General features: G+C 42.5%; 12 protein-coding genes. 11 read left to right on the forward strand and 1 reads right to left on the reverse strand.

Translation table 11 applies throughout. The features are described from left to right. The first annotated feature begins 6 nt into the window (after positions 1 to 6). Genes dxs through recN form a run of 5 tightly spaced genes read left to right on the forward strand, consistent with a single transcriptional unit; the run spans position 7 to position 5666 of the window. Positions 7 to 1869 (forward strand): 1-deoxy-D-xylulose-5-phosphate synthase, encoded by a 1863-nt coding sequence (dxs, locus tag G593_RS0100560; protein WP_029730400.1) that lies wholly within the window; start codon positions 7 to 9, stop codon positions 1867 to 1869. Between the two features lie 3 nt (positions 1870 to 1872). Next, the gene (locus G593_RS0100565) at positions 1873 to 2685 is read left to right on the forward strand and encodes a TlyA family RNA methyltransferase (RefSeq protein WP_005336623.1); all 813 of its coding nucleotides are present in this window, start codon (positions 1873 to 1875) and stop codon (positions 2683 to 2685) included. Between the two features lie 4 nt (positions 2686 to 2689). Further along, positions 2690 to 3526: an NAD(+)/NADH kinase gene (locus G593_RS0100570; protein WP_005336621.1), complete on the forward strand. Its 837-nt coding sequence runs from the start codon at positions 2690 to 2692 to the stop codon at positions 3524 to 3526. A 4-nt stretch (positions 3527 to 3530) separates the two neighbouring features. Next, positions 3531 to 3989 (forward strand): arginine repressor, encoded by a 459-nt coding sequence (gene argR / locus G593_RS0100575; RefSeq protein ID WP_005336619.1) that lies wholly within the window; start codon positions 3531 to 3533, stop codon positions 3987 to 3989. Continuing rightward, positions 3990 to 5666, forward strand: coding sequence for a DNA repair protein RecN (recN, locus tag G593_RS0100580; protein ID WP_029730401.1), 1677 nt, complete (start codon positions 3990 to 3992; stop codon positions 5664 to 5666). 94 nt (positions 5667 to 5760) lie between these two features. On the opposite strand, the gene G593_RS0100585 is transcribed toward recN, so the two are convergent. Further along, a complete protein-coding gene (locus tag G593_RS0100585; protein ID WP_029730402.1) occupies positions 5761 to 5943 on the reverse strand; it encodes a hypothetical protein in 183 nt (60 codons plus the stop codon). 67 nt (positions 5944 to 6010) lie between these two features. On the opposite strand from G593_RS0100585, the gene spoIVB reads away from it, so the two are divergent. The 6 genes from spoIVB (at position 6011) to G593_RS0100615 (ending at position 13426) form a co-directional block, all read left to right on the forward strand. Further along, a complete protein-coding gene (gene spoIVB / locus G593_RS0100590; RefSeq protein WP_005336615.1) occupies positions 6011 to 7075 on the forward strand; it encodes a SpoIVB peptidase in 1065 nt (354 codons plus the stop codon). A gap of 114 nt (positions 7076 to 7189) precedes the next feature. Continuing rightward, positions 7190 to 7981 (forward strand): sporulation transcription factor Spo0A, encoded by a 792-nt coding sequence (gene spo0A, locus G593_RS0100595; protein ID WP_005330257.1) that lies wholly within the window; start codon positions 7190 to 7192, stop codon positions 7979 to 7981. Positions 7982 to 8049: 68 nt separating this feature from the next. Then, a complete protein-coding gene (glgA, locus tag G593_RS0100600; protein WP_005336614.1) occupies positions 8050 to 9486 on the forward strand; it encodes a glycogen synthase GlgA in 1437 nt (478 codons plus the stop codon). Then, positions 9476 to 10357, forward strand: coding sequence for a methylenetetrahydrofolate reductase [NAD(P)H] (gene metF, locus G593_RS0100605; protein ID WP_022279359.1), 882 nt, complete (start codon positions 9476 to 9478; stop codon positions 10355 to 10357). The genes glgA and metF overlap by 11 nt, the downstream gene beginning before the upstream one ends. Before the next feature lie 15 nt (positions 10358 to 10372). Continuing rightward, complete coding sequence (locus tag G593_RS0100610) at positions 10373 to 11017, forward strand: vitamin B12 dependent-methionine synthase activation domain-containing protein (protein WP_005330265.1); 645 nt, start codon at positions 10373 to 10375, stop codon at positions 11015 to 11017. Between the two features lie 3 nt (positions 11018 to 11020). Further along, positions 11021 to 13426 carry a homocysteine S-methyltransferase family protein gene (locus tag G593_RS0100615; RefSeq protein WP_005336605.1) on the forward strand — a complete coding sequence of 802 codons (2406 nt, stop codon included), beginning with the start codon at positions 11021 to 11023 and terminating at the stop codon, positions 13424 to 13426.

Consider the following 13426-nt stretch of genomic DNA (forward strand, 5'->3'; position numbering starts at 1 on the left):
ACCAGTATGCTGGAACGAATACAAAAGGAAAATGACATAAAAAAACTAAACAGTGAGGAATTGGAGTGCCTTGCAGGAGAGGTCCGTGAATTCCTTGTAGAGAAGGTCAGTAAGACAGGAGGACATCTGGCTTCCAATCTTGGCGTTGTAGAGCTTACGATGGCATTGCATCTGATCTGTGATCTGCCAAAGGATAAGATTATCTGGGACGTTGGACACCAGTCCTATACACATAAATTACTGACCGGACGAAAAGAAGGATTTGAAGATTTAAGAAGTTACGGCGGTATGAGCGGATTCCCGAAGAGAAAAGAAAGTCAGTGTGATGCATTTGATACAGGACACAGCTCTACTTCGATTTCTGCAGGACTTGGTTATGTGAGAGCAAGAGATTTAAAACATGAAGATTATACCGTTATCTCTGTGATCGGCGATGGTTCTCTGACCGGAGGTATGGCATATGAGGCGCTGAACAATGCATCGAATTTGAAGACGAATTTTATTGTGGTACTCAATGACAATCATATGTCCATTTCAGAAAATGTAGGCGGAATGTCCAGATATCTGGCAAATCTCCGGACGGCAGATATCTATACCGGACTGAAAAAAGGTGTGACAAATGCTTTGCAGCAGTTGCCGGTCATGGGAGACCGTATGATTGACCATATCCGGAAGACGAAGAGCAGTATCAAGCAGCTTGTGGTACCGGGCATGTTCTTTGAGGATATGGGAATTACTTATCTGGGGCCGATTCCGGGGCACAATTTACCAATGCTCTGCAAAGCTCTTAAGGAAGCGAAGAAAGTGGAAGGCCCGGTACTCCTTCATGTTATGACAACAAAAGGAAAGGGCTATGAACCTGCAGAGACAGCACCGGATAAATTTCACGGAATCGGACCTTTTGACATAGAAAGCGGTAAGGTACTTGCAAAAAAAGAAGGAGATACTTATACAGATGTGTTTGGTAAAGTGCTTTGTGACGAGGCATCCAGAAATCCAGATATTGTGGCAATCACAGCTGCCATGGCAGATGGAACCGGACTTGCCAGATTTAAGAAGCATTATCCGAATCGTTTTTTTGATGTTGGAATTGCGGAAGAACACGGTGTAACATTTGCTGCGGGACTGGCAGCAGGAGGATTAAAGCCTGTATTTGCAGTTTACTCTTCATTTTTGCAGAGAGGATATGATCAGTTAATCCACGATGTGGCACTGCAGAATCTGCCGGTGGTATTCGGGGTAGATCGTGCGGGTCTTGTCGGAAGCGATGGAGAGACTCATCAGGGGATATTTGATCTGTCATTTTTATCCAATATTCCCAATATGACCGTTATGTCACCGAAGAATAAATGGGAATTAGCCGATATGTTACGGTTTGCGCTTCAGATGAATTCGCCAGTGGCAATCCGCTATCCGAGAGGAAAGGCTTACGACGGATATGAAGGATGCCGGGAAAGGATCAGTTACGGAAAGAGCGAATGGATCTTTGAAGGAAAAGAAATTGCAATTTTAAGCGTCGGTCATATGTTCGAGGAGGCTGTGAAGACAAGAGATAAACTGATCGAACAAGGATATGAGCCGACACTTATCAATATGCGTTTCATTAAACCGATCGATGAGGCAATGATCGAAAAAGTCTGTCAGACACACAAACTGATTGCAGTGATTGAAGAAAATGTCCAGACCGGAGCATGCGGAGAGCGTGTATCAGAATACGTGATGCGAAAAATGCTTCCGTCACACGTCCTGACACTGGCACTCCCGGATGATTACATTGAACATGGAAGTGTTGATGTGCTCCGTAAGATGACAGGAATTGACAGTGAGAGTATGTCTGAAAAAATTATAGAGACGTATAAGGAGTTATAGAAGATGAAAGAACGTTTGGATGTGTTGCTGGTGAAGAGAAATCTTGCCGCGTCCAGAGAAAAAGCAAAAGCCATTATCATGTCTGGAAATGTTTATGTGGACAACCAGAAAGAAGATAAACCAGGAACAACATTCCCAGAAGAATCTAAGATTGAAGTGCGTGGCCATACACTGCCTTATGTCAGCCGCGGCGGACTTAAGTTAGAAAAAGCAATGAAAGAATTTCAGGTATCTGTAGAAGGAAAAGTCTGCACAGATGTAGGTTCTTCTACAGGTGGATTTACAGATTGTATGTTGCAAAATGGCGCGGTCAAGGTGTTTGCCATTGATGTAGGTCATGGACAATTAGACTGGAAACTTCGCCAGGACGAGCGTGTAGTTTGTATGGAGAAGACGAATATCCGTTATGTGACACCGGAAGATATCGGTGAGCCGGTTGATTTTTCATCAATTGATGTATCCTTTATTTCCCTGACAAAAGTGCTGATGCCGATTCGTGATTATCTGACAGACAAAGGACAGATTGTAGCACTGATCAAACCACAGTTTGAAGCGGGAAGAGAGAAAGTCGGTAAAAAAGGAGTTGTGCGCGAAAAGAGTACACATATTGAGGTTGTGACCATGATCTTGGACTATGCGTCTACCCATGGATTTCATGTGATGGATCTTACATTTTCACCAATCAAAGGACCGGAAGGAAATATTGAATATCTTGTCCAGTTAGAAAAATGTGAAGAGCCGGGCGATATAAATGAAAAAATTCAGATTGAAAAAATTGTAGATGAGGCATTTGGAAACCTCGCAAAAAAGGAATAAAGATATGGCAGAGAGAGTGTTGATTGTAACAAATGATGGCAAAGATGCAGACTATGCAATAACGAATCAGGTCAAAGAGTATATGACACAGGCAGGAAAGATATGTCTGCAGTGTCCAAAAGATGAGAATAATGCCATTGTTTCCGAGCAGATACCACCGGATCTTGATTATGCGATCGTTATTGGGGGTGACGGAAGTTTTATTGAGGTGGCGCGTGCTCTGCGTGGCAGAGATGTCCCGATTCTGGGAGTCAATATGGGAACATTAGGATATCTGACAGAAGTAGAGTTAACGAATATTGAGGGAGCTCTGGAACGTGTTGTGAAAGGCAGATATACGGTAGAAAAACGAATGATGTTAGAAGGCAGCTTTGACGGAGAGCGAATGGATCTGGCTTTGAATGATATTGTAGTTGCAAGAAAAGGGGCTGTTCGAGTCATTCATTTCCGACTTTTTGTAAATGGAGAATTGTTGAACTCCTATGAAGCAGATGGAGTGATCATATCTACCCCGACAGGATCTACGGCGTATAACCTTGCAGCGGGAGGTCCGATCGTAGAGCCGACGGCATCCATGATCGTGATCACACCAATCTGTCCGCATGCGTTAAATACAAGCAGTATTGTATTGTCAGCAGAAGATGAGATCGTGATACAGATCGGAGAAGGAAAACATGGAATCCCAGATGAGGCATACGTGGCATTTGACGGTGTGGATGAAGTGGAGCTGACTTCCGGTGATATGGTAGAGATCCGCAAGGCAGAAGCCCAGACAAGAATTATAAAATTGAACCAGGATAGTTTTCTGGAAACGCTTCGAAGGAAGATGAAAGGAAATTAGAGATATGAAAGTAAACAGACATGCTAAGATCATTGAACTGATTGGCAAATATCATATTGAGACCCAGGAGGAATTGGCAGATTATCTGAACCGGGAAGGATTTAAAGTGACTCAGGCAACGGTGTCCCGAGATATCCGGGATCTGAAACTTACCAAGATTCCAGCTGAGAACGGCAAACAGAAATATGCGCTGCATCAGGAAAGTGGCAATGGCATGAGTGAAAAATATATCCGTGTTTTAAGAGATGGATATGTGTCGATGGATATGGCACAGAATATTCTGGTCATCAAGACGGTGGCTGGAATGGCGATGGCTGTATGCCTGGCTATTGATGCTATGAACTGGAGCGAGGTCGTGGGAAGTATTGCCGGAGACGACACAATTATGTGTGCAATCCGCACGACAGAGGATACTCCGAAGGTGATGGATAAGATTCGTAAAATTGTTCGGCAGGAGGAATAGATGTTACAGAGTTTACACGTAAAGAATCTGGCATTGATTGATGAGATAGAAGTAGAATTTGCAGAAGGGTTAAATATTCTGACCGGTGAGACGGGAGCAGGAAAATCTATTATTTTGGGTTCTGTAAATCTGGCACTGGGTGGAAGATACACAAAAGATCTGATCCGTCAGGGGGAGAATTATGCACTGGTGGAGCTGGTCTTTACTGTGACGGAAAAAAGCCGTCTGAAAGCTTTGGAGAAACTTTGTATTTATCCGGAGGATGGCCTTTTGATCTTGAGCCGGAAATTAATGGATGGCAGAAGTGTAAGCCGGATCAACGGTGAGACGGTAACAATTACTGTTTTAAAGGAAGTAGCTGCTATTCTGATCGATATTCACGGGCAGCATGAACATCAGTCTCTGTTATATAAAAAGAACCATCTCGGGTTTGTCGATGCATTTGCGTGGGATTATCTTGCAGATATAAAAAAACAGGCAGCTTCGGCTTATCAGGAATATCGTACATGTAAAAAGACTCTGGATGAGGCTGATATGGACGAATCAAGCCGTGCAAAAGAATTGGATTTCTTAAAATTTGAAGTATCTGAGATTGAAGATGCCATGTTAAAAGAAGGAGAAGATGAAGAACTGGAGACAACCTTCAAACGCATGGAAAATGGACGAAAGATTGCTGAGAGTACTGCGGCTTCGTATGCTTATACGGGTGGGGAAGCCGGAAGTGCAAGCGAATGCCTGAGCCGCGCGATCCGAGAGTTGGCACCAGTCAGTAATCTTGATGAGAGAGCAGGAAATCTGTACAGCCAGCTGATGGAGATAGACAGTCTGTTAAATGATTTTAATCATGATCTTTCCGATTATCAGGATAGTCTGGAGTTCTCAGAAGAAGATTATATGACAATTACTGAGCGTCTTAATGAAATCAACCGTTTGAAGACGAAATATGGCACGGATATTGCAGGGATTCTGGATTATGGAATAAAACAACAGAAAAAGATACAAAAACTGGAAGATTATGAGAATTATATTGCGGATTTAAAGCGAGATCTGGAACAAAAAGAGCAGAAGCTTGAGAAAGTGACAAAGAAGCTGACGAAGATCCGAAAAGAGCAGGCGCAGATTATGGAACAGGCGATTACAGAAGGTCTTGCAGATCTGAATTTTGAAGATGTGAAATTTTCTATTGCATTTGAAAAGTCTGGTTCTTATTCTGCAAATGGTTCTGATGACGTAGAGTTTATGATTTCTTTGAATCCCGGACAGCCGGTGCGTCCGCTTGTAGAAGTAGCCTCCGGTGGAGAGCTGTCCAGAATTATGCTTGTGATCAAAAGTGTTATGGCTGACAGGGATGAGATTCCGACGCTGATTTTTGATGAGATCGATGTGGGGATAAGTGGAAGAACAGCACAGAAAGTGTCTGAGAAGATGGCGTTGATCGGCAGAAAGCATCAGGTCATCTGTATCACACATCTGGCACAGATTGCGGCTATGGCAGATCATCATTTTATGATCGAAAAAAATGTGTCAGATGGTCAGACAAAGACATCTATCAGGGAACTTAAGGCGGAAGAATCTACCGATGAACTGGCGAGAATTCTTGGCGGTGCTAAGATTACGGACACGGTCAGACAGAATGCAAAAGAAATGCAGGAACTGGCAGCGCAGATCAAAAAATAAAAGAATTGAAATTCAAATAATACACATACTAAGACAGGTGTTCTGATTGAGGAACACTTGTCTTTATTTATATAATAGGAAATTGCATTTCCTATTATATAAAAAAGCCTCCGGCAGGATGCGCACTGCGGCGTTCAATGATGATGTCGCAAGCGACCGCCGCAGGCGCTAGAATGTGCCAAGGCACATTCTTTGTTCTATCAGATGTGAGGTGCTTTCCGCCGTTGTAGATGTAAAGCAAAAAAATCAGTATCAGTGGCAGAAAATCCATACTCATCTGATATAGCCTCCGGCAGGATGCTGATTGAGATTTTTTTGTAAAAAACATGGGAGGATCAGAGTGTATGAAAAAGTATTGGTATCGGCGGATTTTAATTATGGCATTGGTGTTTTTTGTATCGGTAGGTGGAAGCTATCTTTTGATCGAGCAGAAAAAAGATGCCATGAGGCGAGAGGTGAGTGCTCAGACCTCTGAAGAAGACCTGGTAATTCCAGGTGGCATGCCGGTAGGGATTTATATGAAAACAAAAGGTGTTATGGTATTGGATACACAGAAAATCAAAGGGGAAGACGGTGCGGAATATGAACCGGCGCTTCATATTGTAAAAGCCGGAGATTACATCACTGGATTTAACGGCAAAGATATCAATACTAAAAATGAACTGGTCGAAGCAGTAAGTTCCTTCTCGGAACAAAAAGCAAAATTAGATATTTGCAGGAAGGGGGAGACGATTCATGTAAAAATGGATATGATCCAGTGTGAAGATGGGACGAAAAAACTCGGAATCTGGGTGCGGGATAATGCACAAGGACTTGGGACCATTACTTATCTGGACTCGGACAGTCATTTTGGCGCGCTGGGACATGGAATCCATGATATCGATACAGGGGAGCTTCTTAATATTTCCGATGGAACACTATATCTGACAAGTGTTAAGGAAATCCAAAAAGGTGTGAACGGGACACCTGGTGGTATGGAAGGAATCATTGTTTATAATAATTATAACGTGCTTGGAAAAATAAAGAAGAATACAGAGGCAGGAATTTTTGGAACTATTGACCGGGTTGATGTCCTGTTCGCAAATCAGACTCCAGTACAACTGGCAAAAAAAGAAGAGGTAGAAGAAGGGCCTGCTATCATTCGCTGTGCTGTGGATGGAGAAATAAAAGAATATGATATTTTAATCACACAAGTCAATCTGTGGTCGGGCGAAGTAAATAAAAGCATGACAATCGAAGTGACAGATCCGTCGCTTTTGGATGAGACGGGCGGGATCATCCAGGGAATGAGCGGCAGTCCGATCCTCCAGAACGGAAAACTAATCGGCGCAGTAACTCACGTTTTTGTCAACAATCCGACAAAGGGTTATGGCATTTTTGCAGAATCTATGATAAATGAGTCGGAATAAAAAATACCGTGTCGAGAAGTGATAGAACTTTCCGACAGCAATTTCTTGATTCGAAAAAAGGAGAAAATTATAATAAAATCCAACGAGAAATAAAATCGAGGAGGATTTTGGAATATGGGAGAAATAGCTGTTGCAATCGCAGACGATAATGAGAGAATTCTGGATCTGCTTGGCGAAATGATTGAAAATAACAAAGAGATGAAGCTGGTTGGGAAAGCCAATAATGGAGAAGATGTATATACACTGATTAAGGAAAAACAGCCAGATGTTGTACTATTAGATCTGATTATGCCGAAAATGGACGGATTAAGTGTTATGGATACTGTCAATCGGGATCATGATATCAGAAAACATCCAAGTTTTATTATTATCACTGCAGTGGGACAGGAGCGGATTACAGAAGATGCATTTCGTAAAGGTGCTTCTTACTATATTCTGAAACCGTTCAGTAATCAGATGGTGCTGGACAAGATTCGTGAAGCTGGAAAATATCATGTGCCGGAAGCAAAATCATTTGCACCGGTTGGAAATGCAGAAGCTTCGGAGCCGAAGATAAATCTGGAAAATCGTGTAACGGATATGATACATGAGATAGGGATTCCAGCGCATATCAAAGGATATCATTATCTGAGAGATGCGATTCTTATGGCAATTGAAGATATGGATGTATTAAATGCAGTGACAAAAGTATTATATCCGACTGTTGCAAAGATGCATCAGACGACGGCAAGCCGTGTGGAACGTGCAATCCGTCACGCAATTGAAGTGGCGTGGAGCAGAGGAAAATTAGATACTTTGGACGAGCTGTTTGGATATACTGTGAATGGAGGAAAGGGGAAACCGACCAATTCTGAATTCATCGCACTTATCGCAGATACGATACGTTTAGAATATAAACATAGATAAAAGGCTTTTCTTCTGAAAAAAAATACTGTATAATGATTCATATATCGTGGAATCGGGAGGAAATCACTATGAAAAAAATACTCTTTGCCACTTCAGAAGCAGTGCCATTTATTAAGACCGGAGGTCTGGCAGATGTGGCAGGTTCTTTACCGAAATTCTTTGATAAAGAAAAATATGATGTAAGAGTCATGCTTCCAAAGTATATGTGTATGAAAGAATCCTGGAAGGAAAAGCTTCAGTATAAGACGCATTTTTATATGGATCTTGGCTGGCGGACACAGTATGTCGGGGTTCTGGAGACAGAGTATGAAGGAGTCACCTTTTATTTTATCGATAATGAATTTTATTTTAATGGTTTTGCACCATATGGAGAGATGTATACAGATGTTGAGAAGTTTTCATTTTTCTCAAAGGCAGTATTGAGTGCTCTTCCGGTCATTGATTTCAGACCGGACATCATTCACTGCCATGACTGGCAGACGGGACTGATCCCGATATTTCTGGATAATTTTCGGTATTCCAGTGAATATTACCGCGGAATCAAGACTGTGATGACGATACATAATCTGAAGTTCCAGGGGATGTGGGATGCAAAAAAAGTGCGTGACATTACCGGACTTCCGGAGTATTATTTTGTACCGGACAAGCTGACATCTTATGATGATGCCAACATGTTAAAGGGCGGTATCGTCTATGCAGATAAAGTGACAACTGTCAGCAGCTCCTATGCAGAGGAAATTAAGACTCCGTTTTACGGAGAAAAGCTGGAAGGGCTGATGCAGGCCAGGTCGGCAAGCCTTTCCGGTATTGTGAATGGGATCGACTATGATATATATAATCCGCAGACAGACAAGGATATTTACAGGAACTACAGTGTAGAGAATTTCCGGAAAGAGAAGATTAAGAATAAAATTGAACTTCAAAAAGAGCTTGGACTTGCACAGGACCATAAGGAGCTGATGATCGGTATCGTATCCAGACTGACAGATCAGAAGGGATTTGATCTGATCGCTTGTGTGATGGATGAACTGTGTCAGGATGCAATTCAGATTGTTGCGCTTGGAACAGGTGAGGAGCAGTATGAGAATATGTTCCGCCACTATGCATGGAAATATCCGGACAAAGTATCTGCGAATATTTATTATTCAGAGGCAATGTCTCACAAGGTCTATGCGGCATGTGATGCATTTCTGATGCCGTCACTGTTTGAGCCTTGTGGTCTGAGTCAGCTTATGAGCCTTAGATATGGAACGGTTCCGATTGTCAGAGAGACTGGAGGACTTAAGGATACGGTAGAGCCATATAATGAATATGAGAAGACTGGAACAGGATTCAGCTTTGCAAATTATAATGCACATGAGATGATGGCAACTGTGCGTTATGCAGAAAAAATATATTACGACAAGAAGAGAGACTGGAATAAGATTGTAGAACGGGGAATGAGTAAGGATTTTTCATGGAAGAGTTCTGCAAAACAGTATGAGGAATTATACGATGACATGTAAGATAAGAGACATTTTAAAAGATCAGACACCACAGGTTTCATTTGAAATCTTTCCACCGAAGACAGATGCAGGATATGACAGTGTGCTTTCCGCTGCTGAGAAGATTGCGGCATTAAAGCCGTCGTTTATTAGTGTAACTTATGGAGCAGGCGGTGGAACAAGTAAGAACACTGTAAGTATTGCATCTCATATCAAAGATGATTTTGGAGTAACAAGTCTTGCGCACCTGACGTGCGTATCGTCTACAAGAGAAGAAGTACATCGGGTCATTGATAAGTTAAAAGAAAAGAACATTGATAATATATTAGCGCTTCGCGGAGATATTCCGAAAGATAATGCATTTCCACTTCCGAACCAATATCGTTATGCATGTGAACTGATTGAAGATATCAAACAGCAGGGAGATTTCTGCATCGGGGCGGCATGTTATCCGGAAGGCCATGTGGAGACGGAGCATAAGAAAGACGATATCAGCAATCTGAAGACGAAAGTAGACTGTGGAGTTGATTTCCTGACAACACAGATGTTTTTTGATAATAATATTTTTTATAATTTCCTGTATCGTATACGTGAAAAAGGAATTTTAGTTCCGGTACTTCCGGGAATCATGCCGATTACGAATAAAAAGCAGTTAAGACGTTCTATGGAATTATCCGGGACAGCAGTTCCGCAGAGATTCCTGGCAATTATCGATCGGTTTGGAGATGATCCTGAGGCAATGAAGCAGGCGGGAATTGCGTATGCAACAGATCAGATTATTGACCTGATTGCCAATGGTATCAATCACATTCATGTGTATTCTATGAATAAACCGGATGTAGCAGCAGCAATCATGAATAACCTGTCAGCAATATTAAAAGTAGAAGATTAGATTGGATGTTGGAACATGGATAAAAGGACATTAGAAGCGGTCCGTTATCTTGGATATGGAAAACATGCGGTAGACGATCAGACGTTAGCCTTGATCCGGGATTCATTTGAAGACCTGGAACGGGTCGCTAAGAGGAGAATCGTCTATCGCATCTTTGAGTTAAAGGTATCGGACGAAGAACACTTGAATATTGAAGGACTTGAAATTACAAGCAGGAATCTGGCAAAGAATATGAAAGGTTGTACCCAGGTCGTGATGCTTGGTGCAACGCTTGGAGTAGAAGTTGATATGCTGATGAAGCGTTATTCTCTGACAGAAATGTCCAGAACAGTTGTTTTACAGGCCTGTGCAGCAGCAATGCTGGAGGAATATTTAAATAACTGGCAGAAAAGTCTGAAAGAAGAGATGACCTCACAGGGATATTTCCTGCGTCCGAGATTTAGCCCGGGATACGGTGATTTCAGCATTTTACACCAAAAGGATATTCTCGGAATGCTGGATTGTGCAAAGAAGATCGGACTTACTATGACTGAAAGCAGTATGCTGACACCGACGAAATCAGTAACAGCAGTTATAGGACTTGGCAGGGAAGAGGTTCACTGTCATGAAGAAGGATGCGAATCCTGCAGTAAAAAAGATTGTATTTACCGGAGGAATTAACGAATGATATTAGACAGATTAGGGAAAGAACTCATATATTTTGACGGGGGGACCGGAACTCTTCTGCAGGAGCGGGGATTAAAACCGGGAGAATTGCCAGAAACATGGAGCCTGGAACGTGCAGACGATATGATTGATATTGCAAGACAGTATTATGAGGCTGGAAGTGATATTGTGCTAAGTAACACATTTGGCGCAAATGCACTGAAATTTCATGATTCCAGACATAAATTAGATGAAATCGTAAAAGCAGCAATTGAAAATGTGAGAAAAGGAGCTAAACTAGGTGTCAAAGATGGCAGAGAGACTTATGTAGGACTTGATATCGGGCCGACAGGAAAACTCTTAAAGCCAATGGGAGATCTGGATTTTGAAGATGCATATCAGGCGTTTGCAGAGGTGGCAAGACTTGGCGAAGAAGCAGGTGCTGATCTGATCCATATAGAGACGATGAGTGATACTTATGAAGTGAAGACAGCAGTACTTGCTGCAAAGGAGAATACTTCACTTCCGGTATTTGCAACTATGATCTTTGATGACAAAGGAAAACTACTGACCGGAGGAGATGTGCCATCGGTTGTAGCAATGCTGGAAGGGCTCCGCGTAGACGCACTTGGAATCAACTGCGGCATGGGACCGGAGCAGATGATGCCGATTCTGGATGAAATTTTACAATATGCTTCTGTTCCCGTCATTGTTAAGCCGAATGCCGGGCTCCCAAAACAAAAAGACGGAGAGGTGTATTACGACGTAGAACCTGAAGAATTCGGGAGATTCATGGCTGAAATCCTGAAACGTGGTGCCAGTCTGATCGGCGGCTGTTGCGGAACAACTCCGGCGCACATCCGTGCCATGGTGGAAGCAACGAAAGATCAGAGGGACATTACAGACCGGCCTGGAAAAGAATTTATGAACCGGACAATCGTATCCTCCTATGGGCGAGCTGTGGAACTTGGCGGGAAACCGATGATCATCGGAGAGAGAATCAATCCAACAGGTAAGAAGAAATTCAAACAGGCACTCAAAGACCATGATATTGATTATATATTAAGAGAAGCTATTTCACAGCAGGATGCAGGAGCACATATCCTGGACGTCAATGTAGGGCTTCCAGATATAGATGAGCCGGCTTTGATGCGTGAGGTGGTGCAGGAGCTTCAAAGTGTAACGAGTCTTCCGCTTCAAATTGATACGGTAGATATAAGTGCTCTGGAAGCAGCTATGCGAATTTACAACGGAAAGCCAATGGTCAACTCTGTCAATGGGAAAAAAAGTTCCATGGATGCAGTATTTCCACTGATTCAGAAATATGGCGGGGTGGTTGTCGGTCTTACTCTCGATGAAGATGGAATTCCGGCAACAGCCGAAGGGCGTGTAAAGGTTGCAGGCAAAATTATCGAAGAGGCAAAGAAATATGGTATCGATAAGAAAGATATTGTAATTGATGTTCTTTGTATGACGATCAGCTCTGAGCCGACAGGAGCAATCACTACGCTGGAAGCTCTGAGACAGGTACGAGAAAAATATGGAGTTTGTGCGGTACTTGGTGTATCAAACATTTCCTTTGGGCTTCCATACAGACCGGCAGTGAACTCCAATTTCTATACTATGGCAATGCAGTCAGGCTTAAGCGCGGGAATCATTAATCCGCTTTCAGAGGATATGATGCGTTCTTATTATTCTTTCTGTGCGCTGATGAATTATGATGAAAATTGTGAGAAATATATTGAACAGTATGGAAGTCAGAAAGTGCAGGCTGTGACACCTGCCACAAAGGCGGAGATGACGCTTAAGACTGCCATTGAGAAAGGCCTGAAGGAAGAAGCACATCACATAACAGCAGAGCTTGTGAAAGATAAAGCTCCACTGGATATCATTAACGAGGAATTGATTCCGGCACTTGACCAGGTCGGAAAAGGATTTGAAAAAGGAACCGTATTTTTACCACAGCTTCTGATGAGTGCTGATGCAGCAAAGATAGCATTTGCAGTTTTGAAAGATGAACTTGCCAGGAGCGGTGAGAGCGAGCAGGCTAAAGATAAAGTCATTCTTGCTACCGTAAAAGGAGATATTCATGATATTGGCAAGAATATTGTAAAAGTTCTTCTTGAAAATTACAGCTTTGATGTGATCGATCTTGGAAAAGATGTTCCGCCGGAGGAGATTGTCGAGACAGCAATAAAGGAAGATGTCAGATTGGTGGGATTAAGCGCTCTGATGACTACAACTGTAGTCAGCATGGAAGAGACGATCAGACAGCTTCGCAAGAAAAAACCAGAATGCAAGGTAATGGTCGGCGGAGCGGTACTGAATCAGGATTATTCGGATATGATCGGAGCAGATTTCTACGGAAAAGATGCGATGCAGTCCGTTTATTATGCACAACAATTATTTGGAGGAGAGAAATAG

The sequence above is a fragment of the Dorea sp. AGR2135 genome (assembly GCF_000420885.1).
GTDB lineage: Bacteria > Bacillota > Clostridia > Lachnospirales > Lachnospiraceae > Dorea > Dorea formicigenerans.

Bases quoted from the DNA above. Each gene is read 5' to 3' on its own strand.
- dxs (WP_029730400.1), top strand. From the start codon at position 7: ATGCTGGAACGAATACAAAAGGAAAATGACATAAAAAAACTAAACAGT.
- G593_RS0100565 (WP_005336623.1), top strand. From the start codon at position 1,873: ATGAAAGAACGTTTGGATGTGTTGCTGGTGAAGAGAAATCTTGCCGCG.
- G593_RS0100570 (WP_005336621.1), top strand. From the start codon at position 2,690: ATGGCAGAGAGAGTGTTGATTGTAACAAATGATGGCAAAGATGCAGAC.
- argR (WP_005336619.1), top strand. From the start codon at position 3,531: ATGAAAGTAAACAGACATGCTAAGATCATTGAACTGATTGGCAAATAT.
- recN (WP_029730401.1), top strand. From the start codon at position 3,990: ATGTTACAGAGTTTACACGTAAAGAATCTGGCATTGATTGATGAGATA.
- G593_RS0100585 (WP_029730402.1), bottom strand. From the start codon at position 5,943: ATGAGTATGGATTTTCTGCCACTGATACTGATTTTTTTGCTTTACATC.
- spoIVB (WP_005336615.1), top strand. From the start codon at position 6,011: ATGAAAAAGTATTGGTATCGGCGGATTTTAATTATGGCATTGGTGTTT.
- spo0A (WP_005330257.1), top strand. From the start codon at position 7,190: ATGGGAGAAATAGCTGTTGCAATCGCAGACGATAATGAGAGAATTCTG.
- glgA (WP_005336614.1), top strand. From the start codon at position 8,050: ATGAAAAAAATACTCTTTGCCACTTCAGAAGCAGTGCCATTTATTAAG.
- metF (WP_022279359.1), top strand. From the start codon at position 9,476: ATGACATGTAAGATAAGAGACATTTTAAAAGATCAGACACCACAGGTT.
- G593_RS0100610 (WP_005330265.1), top strand. From the start codon at position 10,373: ATGGATAAAAGGACATTAGAAGCGGTCCGTTATCTTGGATATGGAAAA.
- G593_RS0100615 (WP_005336605.1), top strand. From the start codon at position 11,021: ATGATATTAGACAGATTAGGGAAAGAACTCATATATTTTGACGGGGGG.